General features: G+C 35.9%; 10 protein-coding genes. 5 read left to right on the top strand and 5 right to left on the bottom strand.

Going from position 1 to position 18,067, the window contains the following annotated elements; genetic code table 11:
- Positions 1 to 44: 44 nt before the first annotated feature.
- Positions 45 to 674 carry a murein L,D-transpeptidase catalytic domain family protein gene (locus AC07XN_RS09910; RefSeq protein ID WP_494742929.1) on the bottom strand — a complete coding sequence of 210 codons (630 nt, stop codon included), beginning with the start codon at positions 672 to 674 and terminating at the stop codon, positions 45 to 47.
- A gap of 411 nt (positions 675 to 1,085) precedes the next feature.
- Here AC07XN_RS09910 and AC07XN_RS09905 point away from each other — a divergent pair, with 411 nt between their 5' ends.
- The 4 genes from AC07XN_RS09905 to AC07XN_RS09890 all read left to right on the top strand — a co-directional run bounded on the left by AC07XN_RS09905 (position 1,086) and on the right by AC07XN_RS09890 (position 8,339).
- Entirely contained in the window at positions 1,086 to 2,348 is a 1,263-nt protein-coding gene (locus AC07XN_RS09905; RefSeq protein ID WP_494742928.1) for a YdcF family protein, read from the top strand.
- Between the two features lie 137 nt (positions 2,349 to 2,485).
- On the top strand, positions 2,486 to 3,388 hold the full coding sequence (locus AC07XN_RS09900; protein WP_494742927.1) for a hypothetical protein: 903 nt from the start codon (positions 2,486 to 2,488) through the stop codon (positions 3,386 to 3,388).
- A gap of 38 nt (positions 3,389 to 3,426) precedes the next feature.
- Positions 3,427 to 6,747, top strand: coding sequence for a SusC/RagA family TonB-linked outer membrane protein (locus AC07XN_RS09895; RefSeq protein ID WP_494742926.1), 3,321 nt, complete (start codon positions 3,427 to 3,429; stop codon positions 6,745 to 6,747).
- Between the two features lie 68 nt (positions 6,748 to 6,815).
- Positions 6,816 to 8,339 (top strand): RagB/SusD family nutrient uptake outer membrane protein, encoded by a 1,524-nt coding sequence (locus AC07XN_RS09890; RefSeq protein ID WP_494742925.1) that lies wholly within the window; start codon positions 6,816 to 6,818, stop codon positions 8,337 to 8,339.
- Positions 8,340 to 8,406: 67 nt separating this feature from the next.
- Here AC07XN_RS09890 and AC07XN_RS09885 read toward each other — a convergent pair whose 3' ends face one another.
- The 4 genes from AC07XN_RS09885 to AC07XN_RS09870 form a co-directional block, all read right to left on the bottom strand.
- A complete protein-coding gene (locus AC07XN_RS09885; RefSeq protein ID WP_494742924.1) occupies positions 8,407 to 9,825 on the bottom strand; it encodes an efflux transporter outer membrane subunit in 1,419 nt (472 codons plus the stop codon).
- A 7-nt stretch (positions 9,826 to 9,832) separates the two neighbouring features.
- Positions 9,833 to 13,012: an efflux RND transporter permease subunit gene (locus tag AC07XN_RS09880; protein ID WP_494742923.1), complete on the bottom strand. Its 3,180-nt coding sequence runs from the start codon at positions 13,010 to 13,012 to the stop codon at positions 9,833 to 9,835.
- 24 nt (positions 13,013 to 13,036) lie between these two features.
- On the bottom strand, positions 13,037 to 14,167 hold the full coding sequence (locus AC07XN_RS09875) for an efflux RND transporter periplasmic adaptor subunit (protein ID WP_494742922.1): 1,131 nt from the start codon (positions 14,165 to 14,167) through the stop codon (positions 13,037 to 13,039).
- 453 nt (positions 14,168 to 14,620) lie between these two features.
- Positions 14,621 to 15,214 (bottom strand): TetR/AcrR family transcriptional regulator, encoded by a 594-nt coding sequence (locus AC07XN_RS09870; protein WP_309917041.1) that lies wholly within the window; start codon positions 15,212 to 15,214, stop codon positions 14,621 to 14,623.
- 283 nt (positions 15,215 to 15,497) lie between these two features.
- Here AC07XN_RS09870 and AC07XN_RS09865 point away from each other — a divergent pair, with 283 nt between their 5' ends.
- Positions 15,498 to 17,915 (top strand): TonB-dependent receptor, encoded by a 2,418-nt coding sequence (locus tag AC07XN_RS09865; protein WP_494742921.1) that lies wholly within the window; start codon positions 15,498 to 15,500, stop codon positions 17,913 to 17,915.
- Positions 17,916 to 18,067 lie beyond the last annotated feature (152 nt).

Here is an 18,067-nt window from a genome sequence, read left to right as displayed (position 1 = left end):
AACCGCGGTTAAAAATCTACTATTTACAAATATGTACAAACTTGTTAACTATGAATATATAGTAAACTTCCATTTGCCAATACAGGCACCACTTTAGGGATTAAATCGTTTGGCAATGCTGGACAGCCGAAGCTGCGTCCTAGACGACCAAATTGGTGAACAAATGAAGGACTTACATACGATGCTCCGTGAATAATGATTTCTCTTCTGCGAGCATTATCGTTAATTCCTTTTTGTAAACCATGTAATAACAATGCCATACCATGTTTTGGACTCGTAATTTTACTGCCAACCAAATAAAAACCCAAACTACTTTGATGAGAGTCTATTTTATTTGAAAATAAATGAGCAATGTTATCACCTGATTTTTTCCCATGCGCTACTAAGGAAGAAAAAAGCAATTTCTTTTTTGCTAAGTCAATCACAAAAAAACGTTCCACACTGGATGGTAGAGAAAAATCTACAATGGTAACGATGGGTTTTGAAGGGTGAAAAGTATGAACGCCTTCAACGGATTCTTTAAAAGCAGCGTAGCTAACAACACCGTTAAGTTGGCAATCAATATACAGGGTTTGGATTTCATCTACTACTGCGATTGTTTTCGCTTTGTGTGCAGAAGTTGTTGCTAAACAAAGGTTTAACAGAAGAGCAATTACTTGAAAAGTGAATGTCATATTGATAATTTCCTTGAGTTTTGTTTTTATACTAACAGTAAATGCACCGTTAACATTGCAAATTTTCTGAATATTTTGAAAAAAAGTAATTACTAATCACTTGAATACGAAGGATTTGTACATATACATTAATTAGTGCAATTTAATCATAAAATGATTCAAAAATTATATTTTTATTAACAAACAGATATTATTATAATTATTTTCAGGTTAAACAGCCAGTGTACTTTTGCAACATAAAAGTGCTCCAGAAAGATGACATTTTTCAAAACACCTTCCGACGTTAAGCGAACAACGCTTTAAAAGTATGCCTTGCAGAAGACAACTTCATTAATAATACTATTATCCAAAAACTTGAATAAGGGGTCTCTTTTTCGGAAGAAATAACTTATTTATATAAATATCAAATTGATGAAAAAAATATACAGTTTAGTCTTTTGTGGACTATTATTTTGTAGTGTTCATGCATTAAAAGCCCAAAATGCGAAAGCAAATTATACGTTAATGCATGGAAAAAGCTTTGTTCAATCAAAAAATTATTACCTCTTAACGCTTTTCCAAAATCTTCCTGAGGTAAAACAATTACTTAGTAAGGATGCTTCTTTACAGAAAATCACCCAGCAAAAACTAAATGGTTTGAGTGAGGCTTCTAAGGAATGCCAAAATAAATTCCTTTGCTTAAGCGAAAGTATGAAATTAAGTAAAGCTGATATTCAGGAAGTTAGTCGTCGTTTAGGCGAATTGTATAATGATAATAATGCTTTGGGGAAGTTGGTGTTCAATCATTTAATTCCTTCGGGGGCTTATATTTTATCACAAAAACTTTCTGCTAAAGAACAACTTATTAAGGCGTGGGAGCAAGATGCACATGGAATCAATTTTGCAATTAGTGTTTACATAGAAGGACAAAAACCAAATTATCCAGCGATTGATTCCATCAGTTTTAAGGTTAGTAATAAAAATTATTCGCAATTAGTTGGAGACTTGCACACAACTGTTCAAGAAGAAAGTAAAAAAGCAAGTTTATTTTTCGAGCCTTCTTTAACGTCCGCTTTACTTGCCTTGGAAATTAACGAACGTGAACAAGTGGCGGATTATGAACCGATGGCTTCTACTGTAAACAAATTAGCATTCGAGCGTATCAAGACTATCAACTGGGAAGCCTACAAATATGCTGTAATTCTAGTACCTGGTGCTGGTCCCGACGAGCCAAAGGTAGCCTTAAGTGCTGAGGGAATGTTGCGTTGTAGAGTAGCCGCTTTGCGTTATTTTGAAGGGTTAGCACCCTTAGTTGTTGTTTCGGGGGGTAACGTTCATCCTTATAAAACTCCTTATAATGAGGCCATCGAAATGAGAAAGTTTATGGTTGAGAAACTTCATGTACCAGCCAATGCCGTGATTGTAGAACCCCATGCACGCCATACTACCACCAATATGCGTAATACAGCTCGTTTGATTTTCCGTTATGGCATTCCTTTCGATAAAGCTTGTATTACCTCTACTTCAAAATCACAAAGTATGTATATCCAAGAATTGAATTTGGATAAACGTTGTGAAAAAGAATTAAATCATGTGCCTTATCGTAAAGGCAAACGTTTGTCAGAAACGGAAGCCGAATTTTATCCGCTTATTGAAGCCCTACAAATTAACCCATTGGAACCGCTTGACCCATAGAATTTAGTTGTGAGTTAGTGATTGAGTGAGTTGTGTATTATTACGTTGATGTAAAGAAGATATTCTTTATAAAACCCACTCGCCCAATCACTAACTCACACATTCACAATTCACTAACTCACAATTACTATCTCATCATGAAAAGGAAAAGAACAATCATCGAAATGAGTGGACTCATCCTCTCAGGTATTTTGAGTTTTTGCTTTTTATCGCAAAAAACGTTGCCTAAAGATATTCAGCTAACACTTCAAAAAGAGTTTACTATAGATTCATTGGGTGCTGGACAAGGTATCAGCATACAAAATGAGAAAACATTTATTTATGGCGACCGTGAAGTAGGGATGATTCGTGAATATATCTTGAAAGATGATTCGCTTGCTTACACGGGCAAAGAAATAAAATTAAGCTTAGAAGGGAAGGACGTTATCAATCATCCTACGGGCATTGCTTTTCACAAAGACCAGCCCACTTTTATTGGTAATAGCATTCGGCTGAATCCAGAAGGGACGCTCTGGAAAGCTGTGATTTATTTAGTGGATTGGGAAGGCTTGCAAAAAACAAAAACATTGGATGGTAATCTATTAAATACTATCGACGACGATGCTTGTATTCAAGGAACTCGACCAGAATATGTGCAATACAAAAATAAATGGTTTGTAGCTACAGCCGATTATGGGAGCAAAAAAAATGAAGTACGTTTATACAATCCGTTAGCGCTAAAAACTGCTAAAAAGACTTCGGAAGAAGGTGTCCTTTATAAGAAATTTACTTGTAGCCCTTTTGTACAAAACTTATTGTGGGTACCCGAAAAAAAGGTGTTAGTATTAATTCAAAATCAAATAGAAGGTCGTCGCTGGCGATTTACTTTCTTGGATTTTGAAAAATCTTTAGAAAGTGGTCACGAAGTAGTATTAAAAGTAATAGATGTAGATAAAGCGGATGAGTTAGAAGGCTTCTCGTTGACTAAAAATCTCCAAAAAGGCTTAGCTGTTACTTCTTCTCGCAAAGCAAATGTGCATCTAACAAGTTTAAAATGGTAAGAATATAATCCTAGTTTCCAATTAATAATCAATTAAAAATGCAAAAACAACTACAAAAGCAGATGTGGCTAAGAGTCCTGCTGTTAATTGTAATGGCTGGTTCTCAAGTAATTGGGGCGGTAAAAGCAAATGCTTTTACCCAGCAAAAACAAATGGCGGTGCCTGTAACAGGTACCGTGACGAATGAAATAGGGCAAGCGATGCCAGGCGTAAACGTTTTTGATAAAACGGCAAAAAAAGGAACAGTTACTGATGCTAATGGTAAATATTCAATTACAGCGAACGAAGGAACAACATTGGTATTCTCTTTTGTAGGCTACGAATCAAAAGAAATACTTGTTGGAAAATCGGCGGTAATCAATGTTAAGTTGACCGAGAATTCACAAGAGTTACAAGAAGTGGTAGCCATTGGTTATTCAACAGTGCGTAAAGGTGATGTAACAGGAGCGATTTCAAGTGTAAAAGCTAAAGAATTAAACCTTAGTACGCCAACAGTAGGTCAGGCTTTAGTAGGGAAAGTAGCAGGGGTACAGGTATCACAAGTAAGTGGTGCACCGTATGTAAGTACTAAAATTCGTGTTCGTGGTGTAGGGTCAATCAATGCGAGTTCAGACCCACTTTATGTGGTAGATGGCTATCCTGTAGGAAATGATTTATTCATTAATCCAAACGATATCGAATCAATCGACATTTTAAAAGATGCTGCTTCAGCTGCGATTTATGGTTCAAGAGCCTCAGGCGGTGTAGTGTTGATTACTACTAAAAGAGGAAAAGAAGGAACTGGTCAGTTTCAGTATGATGTACAATATGGTCTGAATCAGTTAAGTAAAAAAGTAGATTTGCTAAACTCTGAACAATTTGCCCAATTATTAATTGATGGTCATAATAATACTTATCGTGATTTAATCGTGAATTCTGGTAGAGTATGGTCAGATGCGATGTTCTCTGATGATAACGCTACCAGAGTTGCTAAAGTAGGAAATGCTTCTTCGGTAAGTATTCCTGAGGAATTCTACAATTTTGGTACTCAGACATTGATTAAACCAAAGATTGATACTGACTGGCAAAATGAGCTTTATCAGACATCGCTAGCACAACGTCATAATTTATCTTTTTCAGGAGGTAATTCTTCAACTCGTTATGCTATCAGTGGTGGGTATTTGAATCAGCCAGGGATTATTAAAAGTACCAAGCAGGAACGTATTAATTTCCGTGCAAATATTGACGGACAGGTAAGCAAAAAACTAAGAGTGGCTGGGAATTTAGCAGTTACTACCAATGAAAACCGTGAAGTACAAGAAGGACGTTTCAACCAAGGGCCAATTCTTGGAGCTTTAATTTATATGCCGTTTTTTGCTGCATATAATGAAGATGGAAGCTTAAAGAAAAACGAGGCGGCTGCTAAATCTGCATTGTATGCTTACCAATCGGTAGAAAACCCTGTAGCATTGGCAACCGAAACCCATATTTCTCGTAAAGGTGTTCGTGGTACTTTTAGTGGAAATGCTACGTATGAAATTATACCAAGCTTATTTGCTAAAGTAAATGTAGGCTTACAGACATATAATGAAAAATATGAATTCTATTTGCCGACCTCTTTGAGTAATGGTGCTAATCCTCCAGGTTCTGCACAATCTATTGCTGCTGCCAACGCTGTTGCTCAGACTAGATCTGAAATGGATAAATTGGCAGAGTTTACCTTGAATTATAATGGTAAATTCGGAAATCATACTATTAATGCTTTGGCTGGTTATACTGCCCAAGAGCTTGATATTGATGTGATTAGCGTAACTGCTAAAGGTTTTCAAAACGATAGAATTGAGGAAATTACTGGAAAAGGAGCTGATGCTACTTTGTTTACTTTGAATAGTAACACAGGTAAATCAACAGCTACTTTACTTTCGTATTTAGCTCGTGTGGCTTATAATTACAAAGATAGATATTTCTTAACGGCATCTTTCAGACGTGATGCTTCTTCTCGTTTTGGTCCTTTGAATCGTTGGGGAAATTTCCCATCTGTTTCTGCTAGCTGGAATCTTTCTCAAGAACCTTTCTATGCGGATAGATTCGGAGAACAGACATCAATAAAAGTACGAGCAAGCTGGGGATTAAGTGGTAACAATAATATTGGTAACTATAATTATTTACAGACGATGTCTAGCCCCACAGGAGTCGTTTTTGGCAATGGAACCATTCAGTCTGCTGTTTATGCAAATACCATTCGTGACCAACGCTTAGGATGGGAATCTACTTCTCAGTTCAACTTTGGTACAGACATCGGTTTATTCAATAATCGTATTTTTGTAATGGCTAACTATTATATCAGTCAGTCATCAGATTTATTGTTTAATCAGCCCGTTTCTGCTATTTCTGGTGCTGCAACGATGTTAACAAATCTAAGAAACTCCAAAGTACAGAATAAAGGGTTAGACTTACAGATTGACACACGTATCATACAGAACAGTGATTTAAGAGTTAATTTAAGCGGTAATATCTCAATCAACCGTAATGAGGTATTAGACCTTGGTGGTGCTAACACGATTATTACTAATGGTGCTGAGCGTTCGTATTTAACACATATTACACAGCAAGGCCAGCCAATCGGTATGTTCTATGGTTTTAAGGTAAAAGGAATGGTTCGTCAGTCGGATATGGATAATTTAGCGGCTGATAACTTAGTGTATAATACGGCTACGCAGTCTTTCCCAGCAGGGTATAAAATCAAAGGACCTGCTCGCTCAACCGCATCCAGCAATACTTTAAAGCCAGGGGATATTTATTTTGAAGATGTTAATGGTGACGGAGTAGTAAACGATTTAGATAAAACGGTTATTGGTACACCTTACGCCAAATTTACTTATGGCTTTGCGTTATCAGCAACCTATAAAAACTTTGATTTAAGCTCATCTTTCAATGGGTCTTATGGTAACCAAGTATTGGACGGTCAAGATTACTATGTTTATAACATGGAAGGTTCTGGTAATCAATATGCTTCAGTAGCAAATCGTTATCGTTCAGAAACAGAACCTGGAGATGGTTGGGTATATCGTGCTTCTCGTGGTGGTACACAAAGTAATAGTACTCGTCTTTCAAGTTTCTATTTACAAGATGGTTCTTTCTTACGTTGTACTAATCTTACGCTTGGTTTTACTGTACCAACACAATGGTTAGGAAAACAAAAATCGGTATCAAATGCTAGAATTTATGTAGGAGTGGATAATGCATTTACCATTACTAAATACAAAGGCTATAACCCAGAAGTTGATTATAACGACGGAGCGAATCTTACACCTGGTGTTGATTACGGAAAATATCCTTTGATGAGAGCTTATAATATTGGTGCAAAATTGACATTCTAAATTGATTTTCAAGGAAAGTAATCTCTTGTGATGCTTTCTCGAAAATCACCTTAACGATATTCATAACAATGATAAAGAAACTAATAGTATTACTTGTAATGGCGACAGCCCTTACAAGTTGTAGTGATGATTTTGTCCTACAAACAGACCCTAACTCTGTAGCTGCTTCTGATTATTTTCGTACAGAAAATGATGTGCTTCTAGCAGTAAATGGTGTGTACCAATCGCTTCGTAGCTCAAATAATATTGGCGAAAATAGTGGACTTTACACTGATGAGCGTTCGGATGATGCTGGTAGAAATGATAACCAGTCGAATGCAGGCGAGCCTTTTCAGTTCAATGATTTTTCTATTTTGCCAAGTAACACCTATTTAAAAAGCCACTGGCTGTCGTTATATCAAACAATTGCCCGTTGTAATCAAGTTACTTCAAACATTGATAAAGTAACATTTACCACTGTTGCCAATAAAGATATTTACAATGCAGAAGTAAAGTTTGTTCGTGCGATGATTTACTTTCATTTAGTAAGAAAATGGGGTGATGTTCCTTTGGTTACTAAACAACTAAATTCTGATGAGATTGTTACTAATACTTTCCGTGAGAAAAAAGAAAAAGTATATGAACAAATTATTGCAGATTTGAAAGAGGCTGTAGCAAGTGGATTGCCTAATCAACAGCCACTTACAGGTAAAGGAAGAGTGTCAAAAGCAGCAGCGAACGCTTTATTGGGACAGGTGTACTTAACAATGGCTACTACTTTAGACCAAGCTAACCGTGCTAGTAATTTAGCGAATGCAAAAACGTATTTAATGGCAGCTTATAACATGAGAGCCTTTACGGATTTAAAGGAAATCCCTTATGTAGATGTTTTTGATGTAAATAAAAAATCAACTAATCCAGAAATCATTTTCCAGATTGTTAATAAACAAGGCGATATAACGTATTCATCTTCAATTGCTGCTAACAATCAAGCAAAAGGGGAAACAATTAATTCGTTGAAACCAAGTAGCGGCGTAGGTGGAAATGTAAAACTTGATTTAGTAAAAGAATACGAAACCAATGATTTACGTAAAGATTTCTCGATAAAATATGCCAATGATGCTTCAGTAAAAGATTGGTATATCACTAAATTCAGAGATGCTAGTGCGGCAGCTACGGCCAACGGTTATGGCGGAAACGACTGGCCAATTATCAGATATGCAGATGTAATACTGATGTTGGCTGAAGTAAATATGTATTTGGGTGATGAAACGAGTGCCATTCAATACTTAAATCAAGTTCGTGAAAGAGCCAAAATGCCAACGTATGAAGTAATGAAAAATGATGCTGATTACGCTAAGAGATACCCAACTTTAAAATTGGCTATTCTTCATGAACGTAGAGTTGAATTAGCATTTGAACATCACCGTTGGTTTGATTTACTTCGTTTCTTTACAGCGACAGAGTTGGTTTCATATATCCAAAGTAAACCACAAGCAGATTATGGAACGGCTAAAGTGTCTAACTTTGGTTTGAAGGATTATTTATTCCCAATTCCTGCAGACGAATACAAATTAAATCCAGTGAAAATGTATCAAAATACTGGTTATTAATTAATAACAAAACAGCTCAGCTATAGGGCTGAGCTGTTTTGTTTAAATACAAATCCTGCAATACTACTTATTTCCAACCACCACCTAACGACCGATATAAATCTACATCTGCTTCTAGTCTGGCTTTTTTCAAGGAAACCAATTCTAACTCACTTTGTAATAAATTACTTTGAGCGGTAATTACCTCTAAATAATTAGCCATGCCACTCTTAAATAACATATCTGCATTCCCGATGGCTTCTTGTAAGGTTTTTACTCTTAAAGAAAGCTTCGTGTTTTGCTCTTCTATTTTTTGTATTTTAATCAAAGCATCTGAAACTTCTTCTGTAGCAACTAAAACTGATTGACGGAAACCAATCACTGCTTTTTCTCGTTGAACTTTCGCAATCTCATACTGTGTACTAAGTCTTTTGCCATTTAATAAAGGTTGAGTAATTCCTCCTGCAACCACTCCGAATAATGAAGTAGGAAGAGAAAACCAATTACTTGCTTCAAAGGCATTTAAGCCACCAGTAGCAGTAATCGTCAGAGACGGATATAAACTAGCCTTTGTGATACCAACTTTTGCATTTGCCTCCTGTAATATCAATTCCGCATTTTTTACATCGGGTCTTCTTCCAACTAAAGCAGACGGTACGCCTACCGAAAGTTGATTTTGAGATTCAATCGCACTCAACATCACTTTGCGTTCAACTGCTTTTGGAAAACCTCCCGTTAATACACTCAACGCATTTTCTTGAATAACGATATTTTGTTCCAACAAAGGAATCAATTGTGCAGCCACTAGTCTTTGTGCTTCTGCTTGTTGTTTGGCCAATAATGAAACGTGACCCGATTCAAACTGAAGATTAATCATAAAAAGAGTTTTATCATTTAATTCCAGATTTTTTCTAGCGATTTCCACTTGTGCATCCAACATCAATAAAGTATAAAATCCTTTTGAAACAGCCGCTACAATGGTTGTTTGCAAGGCCTTTTTAGCTTCCTCCGACTGAGCATATTGTGCGAGGGTAGTTTTCGTTTGATTACGAATCTTGCCCCAGATGTCTGCCTCCCAAGATAAACTTGCTGCCGCAGTAAAGTCTTCAATATGTTCCTTTTTCAAAAACTGATTCAAACTAATTCCATTCAAACTGTTGTTGGAAGGATTGGTAGAATTTGAAGTAATCTGAAGATTCAAATTAGGAATATTATTAAACTTAGATTGCCTTAGTTGCAACTGTGCAATTTCAATGTTTTTTTGAGCAACCAGCAAGTCATTATTACGATGAATGGCACTATCAATTAGTTTTTGTAAGGTAGTTTCTGTAAAAAACGTTTTCCAGTTTAAATCTGCCACGCTAGTAGTACTATCTTGAATATTTACATCTCTGAAAGTAACAGGAATAGCGTCTTCGGGAATTTTAACTTCTTTTGAAACTTTACAAGAAATAATGCTTGTCGATAATAATAACATTATCGACAAGGTTTTTATATGATTTTTCATTGTATGCTTAATTATAAGTAGCGACCAAATCTTCATGAATGATAGAATTAATCTCGGGTTTTTTTCTAGAAATTTTTTCGTGTAAGTATTGAAAAATTACAAATAACACTGGAATAATAAACAAGCCTAAGACTACGCCAGAGACCATTCCGCCTGCTGCTCCAATACTAATAGAGTGGTTACCTTGAGCCGAAGGTCCTTTGGCATCCATCATCGGAATTAAGCCCACTACAAAAGCTAATGAGGTCATAATAATTGGTCTTAAACGTAGTTTTGCAGCTTCTATTGATGCTGCGACGAGCTTCTTGCCTGCTTTTCTGCGTTGTAAGGCGAACTCTATAATCAGAATAGCATTTTTAGCCAATAGTCCAATCAACATAACCAAGGCTACTTGTACATAAATATTATTTTCTATACCTTTCAAACCAATCGCAACAAATACTCCGAATATCCCCGTAGGTATTGATAGAATAACGGCAAAAGGTAAGATGTAACTCTCGTATTGAGCAGCCAGTAAGAAATAGATGAATAATAATGATAGCATAAAAATGACGGTAGATTGCCCACCCGAAGAAATCTCTTCTTTGGTCATCCCTGAAAACTCAAAAGAATATCCTGTTGGTAAGTGTTGCTTTGCTACTTCCTCTACTGCCAGAATCGCATCTCCAGAACTATACCCCGGCTTAGCAATGGCATTTACACCAATAGAATTGAAGAGGTTATAACGAGAAGCCGTTTCTGGACCGTAAACACGTTTTAACTTTACTAGCGTATTGATAGGTACCATATTCCCTAATCTATTCTTCACAAAAATGCCGTCCATCGAAGAGAGTTCAGTACGAGCATTCTTTTCTGCCTGAACCATTACTCGGTAGTATTTCCCAAATCTGTTAAAGTCGGATGCCTGTGCACTACCAAAATACGCTTGCATTGTTTGAAGAATATCTTTTACGTTTACGCCTAGTTGCTCGGCTTTTACATCATCCACTTCCATATCGTATTGTGGATAGTCTGCTTTAAAGGCAGTAAAGGCAAATGCGATTTCTGGTCTTTTCATTAATTCACCAAGGAATTTATTGCCGACCTCACTAAATTTAACTAGACTACCACCAGTTTTATCTTGTAGGACTAAGTCTAGTCCATCGACATTACTAAAACCTGGAACCGTAGGGAAAGTAAAGACAAAGAAATTCGCTCCTTTGATACCACCAAGCTTTTGTCTTACTTCATTCATAATTGCATTAATGTCTGTTACGGCTCCTCTTTCTTTAGCGGGTTTCAACAACACGAAAGCAACACCCGACGAAGGGCTTGAAGATTGAGTAAGGATATTAAAGCCCGAAAGTCCCATCAAAGTTTTTTTAGACTCCATACTCCCTAATACTGTTTCAGCTTGATGAATTACATTCGTAGTTCTTTCTAACGATGCACCAGCAGGCATTGAAAGGGATATGGCAATAAAACCTTGGTCTTCAGAGGGAATAAAGCCTGTCGGAGTTCTTTTTACCATAAAGATGGTCGCTGCGATAACCACTACCAGTCCACCAATACTTAGCCATTTATTTCTTACCAAAAAATATAGACTTCTTACATAATTATTAGTAAGCTTATCGAACCCTTTGTTAAAGCCAATAAAAAACTTCTCTTTAAAACTAGGTTTTTCTTGACTGCCCGTATGGTGTGAATGATTGGCTTTTAAAAATAAGGCTGCTAACGCTGGACTCAACGTTAAGGCATTGATAGCTGAAATAACAATGGCAATAGCCAAGGTAAAAGCGAACTGACGATAGAAAACGCCTGTTGAGCCACTCATAAAACCAACAGGTAAAAATACGGCCGACATTACTAACGTAATTGAAATAATTGCTCCCGTAATTTCACTCATCGCCGAGGTTGTAGCTGCTTTCGGAGGAAGTAGTCGATGTTCCATTTTTGCATGAACAGCTTCTACTACTACAATGGCATCATCCACCACAATACCAATGGCTAATACTAAAGCAAATAAGGTAAGTAGGTTAATTGAGAAGCCGAAAAGAGACATAAAAAAGAATGTTCCTAAAATAGCCACTGGTACTGCAATAGCGGGAATAAGTGTTGACCGAAAATCCTGTAAGAAAATAAACACTACAATGAACACTAAGATAAATGCCTCTATTAACGTAGTGATTACCTGATGGATAGATTGGTCAAGCGAATCCTTGGTATTATATAAAATAAGGTACTTTACACCTTTTGGGAAATCTTTAGAAGCCTTTTCCATTAGTTTAGCAATGGCTATCTGGATTTCGTTGGCATTAGAACCCGCCAATTGCATCGATGCAATGTTGATACCCTGTTTGCCATTTACTCTTGTAAAGTTTCCATACGTATAGGCTCCAAATTCAATCTTCGCAACATCTTTTAAGCGTAATACCGAACCATCTGCATTAGAGCGAATTACGATGTTTTCATATTCAGCAGGTTTATTGAGTTTACCCTTGTATTTGATTACGTATTCAAAAGACTCCTTGCTACTTTCTCCAAATTTTCCTGGAGCAGCCTCTAGGTTTTTGTCTTGAATAGCTGCCATTACTTCTTTTGGTGTAAGGTTATAGCTAGTCATTTGAGCAGGATTGAGCCACACACGCATTGAATAGTCTTTATTCCCTCCAAATATCATGGATTGCCCTACCCCAGGAATCCTTTTGATTTCTGGAATGATGTTAATCTGAGCATAGTTGGCTAGAAAAGTCTGGTCATACGTTTTTTCATCTTCAGAATACATATCAACTACCATCATCAAACTATTTTGTTGTTTGGCAGTAGTAATACCCGCTTGGACAACTTCAGCAGGTAACTGACTAGTAGCTTGTGCTACGCGGTTTTGTACGTTTACGGCTGCTTGGTCAGGATTAGTACCTAATTTAAAGAATACCGTGATGACTAATGAACCATCATTACTGGCGGTCGAACTCATGTAACTCATGTTTTCTACCCCATTGATTGATTCTTCAAGGGAAGGAGCAACCGAACGCAATACTGTTTCGGCATTTGCACCCGGATACATTGCCATTACCTGTACCGCGGGTGGAGCAATATCAGGGAATTGTTGTAATGGTAATTTGGCAAGGCCTAAAACACCTAGGATTACCAATAGGATGGATATGACAGTAGCCAACACAGGCCTGTCTATAAATTTCTTAAACATAATGGATATTGAATAACTTGTGAATTAGTTTTTTGCAACTTCTTTATCAGTATTTTCAGGCGCGATGATGGTGCCTTCTTGCAAATTTTCGAAACCTTTGAATACGATTCTATTCCCGTCTTTTATACCATCTTTCACTAAATAATTGGTGCCACTTTTTCCAGCAATAGTGATGGGCTGTTTGGTTACTTTATTGCTTTTATCAACCGTAAAAACAAATATTTTATCCTGAATTTCGATGGTAGCCTCTTGTGGAATTAACAAGGCATTTTCATGTTGAACACTTAAATTTACTTTGCCTGTATTACCCGAACGAAGTAATCCTTTAGCATTTGGGAAGGTAGCACGCAAGGTAATAGCTCCAGTGTTTTTATCAAATTGTCCGTCTACCATATCGATTTTCCCTTTTTCTGAATACAAGGAATTGTCTGGCAATATCAACGAAACTGGTGGGAGGTTTTTGATTTTATCACTGATTGAAAAACCTTCATATTGTGATTTAAAGGCAATAAAATCACTTTCACCCAATGAGAAATACACGTGAACTTCATGAACATCCGAAAGTTGGGTCAGGGCTTCAATATCAGCAGGTGATACTAAACTACCTTGTTTTTTAGGAAGCCTTCCGATAAAACCACTTACTGGAGCTTTAATCAACGTATAACCTAAATTGATTTCAGCAGTATTAACCATTGCTTTGGCTTGAGCAATATTCGCTAAGGCTGTTTTATAATTAGCCTGTGCCGTTTTTAATTGATATTCAGAAACAACTTTGTTTTGTACCAATGGAGTTAATTTATCTACTTCCAGTTGAGCATTGTTTGCGGCCGACTCGGCGGCATGAAGACTAGCAATGGCACTATTTAGTTGGGCACGGAAAGGTAAATCATTGATTTTGAAAAGTGATTGACCTTTGCTTACGTATACGCCTTCATCGACAAATACTTTTTCTAAATTTCCACTTATTTGTGGACGAATCTCAACATTTACTGCTCCTTGAATGGAAGCTGGATATTCAGAACTGGTTAGTGCTGAGGTACTGTTAATGTTGATAACAGGTAATGAAGGAGCGGTAACGGTCTGGGCTATAGGTTTCTTTTCTGAACAAGCAGATAATGTATAAAGGATTAATACACTTAAGAATATATTCTTCATGACTAATTTGATTTGTTAAAACTTGATTGACTTAATGGAATGTTTAAAACTATGTTATAATTGATTGTTTGCAGTGCATTTGCCTTGAAATACATTACTGCTGTGTTTAGGAAGTTTATTCATAAGGATTATTTAGTTTAAAATTTGAGGGTATTTAATGTTAATTAACTATTTAACACTGTTAAGTGGTTGTTCAAAAAAACTTTAGTGTTAAAAGAACTACAAATTGCGTTTACTTGACGCTTAATTATAGCAAGTAAATTATTTAACAGTGTTAGATTGCAATGCAAAAAAATATTGCTCCTTATTATATAAAATCAATATTGAATATTTTTAGTTCATTAATGAGAATAAATTATTTAACGGTGTTAAATAAAAATACTCTTTTAGATAATAAATGTCTTTTATTGAGCTCTTTTATGCTATATTTTTTCCTAAAATTTCTATAAGAAATTAATTTAAAGATCTTGTAATACCTGTAATTGCGTCTTTCAATATCTGAAGATTAATGTCATTTGGCAAACCATTACCTACGAGATTAATTGAAATTAATCCATGAACTACTGAGTAATAAGTATAATATTTCTGACAAATAATATCCTCACTTGGATTTTTATCGCCCATCACTTCAATAATTGTTTCGGTAAATAGGTCATAAGGAGTTTGTACCTCTGGAAAAGCTACCATGTGGCAAGTTGTCATTTCAACGCCAAACATTAGCTGATACATTTCTTTATTTTCAAAAGCAAACTTCCAGTAAGCCAACCACATAGCCTCTAATTGTTCAGCTGGATTACCTTTACTTTTCTTTGCTTGAATCAAATCTTTATTCAATACTAAATACCCTTTCTTGGTTAATTCTTGAAGTATTGCTTCTTTATTAGCAAAGTATTCATAAATAATCGGGGCGGTATATTCTATGGCATCGGCAATTTTTCGTAAACTTAGCCCCTGCCATCCCTCTTCCTTCACTATCTTGCATGCTGCATCTAATATATTATTTCGGGTCTCTTCCTTCAACCTTAATATTCTGTCCTTACTTGCCATTTTAATAAAATAAACTATTTAACACTGTTAGATAATATTAAACTACAATATGTTTAGAGCAATAAATAAAATCAGATTTTATACAGTATGATTTATAAACTAACAAAATCTGGAAAAAGTTTATAAAGATAGCAAAATAACCAAACTTAGGGGAGAACTAAATATTTGTTACCTACAATTACCACCACAGAAGTCTCAATACTTTTCTAAATTGCTCTTGATTACGATACAGTAAATAATACCTACCTCATCCTTTTATCAAATGAATGATTAATTATCCAATATGTTATATTTTACAAAAACTCAGAAACATCTCTTCTTTCTAATACTCCTTACTTTATTACCTTTTTTAGGAATAGCACAAGGTATTATTAAAGGGCAAGTAAAAGATGCCCAAACGGCTACTCCATTAAGTTTTTCAACCATAAGAATTTATAATGATGCTGACCAAAAGTTAGTTGGGGGCAATATTGCTAGTGATGCTGGCGAATTTTCGATTGCCAATCCTTATGGTATATACTATGTCTTGGTAGAATTTATTGGATATAAAGCATTTAAGTCGCCCGTTTTTACCATATCTAAAGACAAGAAAACGATAGATTTAGGCTTAATACAGTTGACTTCGTCAAGCAGTACTTTAGATGAAGTAGTAGTACAAGCTGAAAAAAGTACGATGGAATTGGCTTTGGATAAAAAGATATTTAATGTAGGTAAAGATTTATCTAATGCTGGTGGTTCGGCTTCTGATATTCTCAGTAATATTCCTTCTATTTCTGTTGATGCCGAAGGTGGTGTAAAACTGCGTGGAAGTGATAACGTCAGGATTTTAATTGATGGCAAACCGTCGGGTTTAGTAAGTTTTAAAGGTGGAGCAGGGTTACAGCAATTGCAAGGAAGTTTGATAGAAAGAGTTGAAATTATTACCAATCCTTCGGCACGTTATGAAGCAGAAGGTATGTCGGGTATTATTAATATCATTCTGAAAAAAGAACAAAAACAAGGCTTCAACGGATCTTTCGAATTGATTTCAGGGAACCCAGCCAATTATGGTGTTTCAGCAAATGTGAATTACCGTCATAGAAAGGTGAATTTCTTTATCAATTATGGTATTTCGTATCGTGATTTAAGAGGGAATGGGAAATTATTTCAAAACGTTTTTTCTAATGATACTACTTTCACGCTCAATCAAACCAACAGTGGAAGTGTAAAAGGATTGAACAATAACATAAAAGGAGGATTAGATTTTTTCTTGACCGATAAAGATATTTTTACGGCTTCGTATTTATTCAGAAGAAGTGATGTGAGGCGTATTACAGATTTTCGTTATGATGATTCAAATAATAGAACGGAAGCATTACACACTATTACGTATCGCCAACAAGACGAAACCGAAACGGAACCTAATTCTGAATACTCGATAACCTATAAGAAGAATTTTGATAAAAAAGGACAAGAGTTAGTCGCCGATGTGCGCTATTTGGATTATTGGGAGCGTTCTGACCAAACATTTACGCAAAATGGTTTTTGGGTAGATGGCAAACCGAATCCAGCGAATACCAAACTACAAAAAGCACTTAATGATGAGGCCGAAAAACAAATATTATTACAAGTTGACTATATCCAACCGATTAGTAAGGAAGGCAAAATTGAGACTGGTTTAAGAACAAGTTTCAGAAACATGACTAATGATTATAATGTGACGCAACAAAATGCTTCGGGAGCGTTTGTCTCACTACCTGGGCTTACCAACAATTTTGTATATGATGAGAATATTTCGGCTGCTTATGGCATCATTGGCAATAAAGGGAAACGCTTTTCATATCAAGTAGGGCTACGTGCGGAACTTACAAACGTAACTACTACCTTGAAACAAACCAATGAGGTAAACCCACGAAAATATGCTAATTTGTTTCCAAGCACACATTTTACCTTGAATCTCCCCAATGAAAATGCCTTACAAATTTCATATTCAAGAAGAGTTCGACGACCAACGTATAATGATTTAAGTCCTTTCGTTACTTTCTCTGACCAAAGAAATTATTTCAGTGGAAATCCTAATTTGAACCCTGAGTTTACTAATGCCTTTGAGTTAGGACATGTGAAATATTTTGAAAAAGGCTCACTTTCTTCATCGGTTTATTATCGACAAACTGATGGCAAAATAGAATCTATTCGTTCGGTAAACAGTGCGGGTATTTCTACAACTTTACCCTTGAATTTAGTTGGACAAAACTCTTTTGGTGCTGAATTCGCTACGACCTATTCTCCTGAAAAATGGTGGAAACTAGATTTGAGTTGGAGTTTTTTTAGAGCTATTACTGATGGTTCAAATGTTTCAGCTACTTATAAAAGTGATACCTATAGTTGGTTTGCCCGACAAACTTCTAAATTTAATTTACCTCATGGGATAGATTTACAAGTACGTGCCAATTATGAAGCACCGCAACAATTACCGCAGGGTAGGAGGGGCTACCTGTTTTATACCGACTTGGCTGTGAATAAAGATGTACTAAAAGGTAAAGGAACATTGACGTTGAATATTCTGGACGTTTTCAATAGTCGACGAATTAGAACAGTTATAGAAGGCGTTAATTTTTATTCAAACAGAGATTTTTTACCTCGACAAAGACAAATCAATTTGACGTTGAGTTACCGACTAAACCAAGCTAAATCTGCTTCAAAACCTAAAATAGAAGAATAATTTAAGAGAGTTTTTGATTTTTTACCCGCAGATTTCCGGAGATTTTTTCCGCAGATTTTCGCAGAGAATAATATCTGTGTAAATCTGCGGTTTTAATCTGCAAAATCTGCGGGTAAAATTGTAGAGAAATACATATTTACATAGTTGTCATT

It is taken from the genome of Arcicella sp. GW458-12-2-14-TSB2, assembly GCF_059423785.1.
Note: the sequence above shows the minus strand (reverse complement) of the source record. Positions and strands in the feature narration are given on the sequence as shown.

Bases quoted from the DNA above. Each gene is read 5' to 3' on its own strand.
- AC07XN_RS09910 (WP_494742929.1), bottom strand. From the start codon at position 674: ATGACATTCACTTTTCAAGTAATTGCTCTTCTGTTAAACCTTTGTTTA.
- AC07XN_RS09905 (WP_494742928.1), top strand. From the start codon at position 1,086: ATGAAAAAAATATACAGTTTAGTCTTTTGTGGACTATTATTTTGTAGT.
- AC07XN_RS09900 (WP_494742927.1), top strand. From the start codon at position 2,486: ATGAAAAGGAAAAGAACAATCATCGAAATGAGTGGACTCATCCTCTCA.
- AC07XN_RS09895 (WP_494742926.1), top strand. From the start codon at position 3,427: ATGCAAAAACAACTACAAAAGCAGATGTGGCTAAGAGTCCTGCTGTTA.
- AC07XN_RS09890 (WP_494742925.1), top strand. From the start codon at position 6,816: ATGATAAAGAAACTAATAGTATTACTTGTAATGGCGACAGCCCTTACA.
- AC07XN_RS09885 (WP_494742924.1), bottom strand. From the start codon at position 9,825: ATGAAAAATCATATAAAAACCTTGTCGATAATGTTATTATTATCGACA.
- AC07XN_RS09880 (WP_494742923.1), bottom strand. From the start codon at position 13,012: ATGTTTAAGAAATTTATAGACAGGCCTGTGTTGGCTACTGTCATATCC.
- AC07XN_RS09875 (WP_494742922.1), bottom strand. From the start codon at position 14,167: ATGAAGAATATATTCTTAAGTGTATTAATCCTTTATACATTATCTGCT.
- AC07XN_RS09870 (WP_309917041.1), bottom strand. From the start codon at position 15,214: ATGGCAAGTAAGGACAGAATATTAAGGTTGAAGGAAGAGACCCGAAAT.
- AC07XN_RS09865 (WP_494742921.1), top strand. From the start codon at position 15,498: ATGTTATATTTTACAAAAACTCAGAAACATCTCTTCTTTCTAATACTC.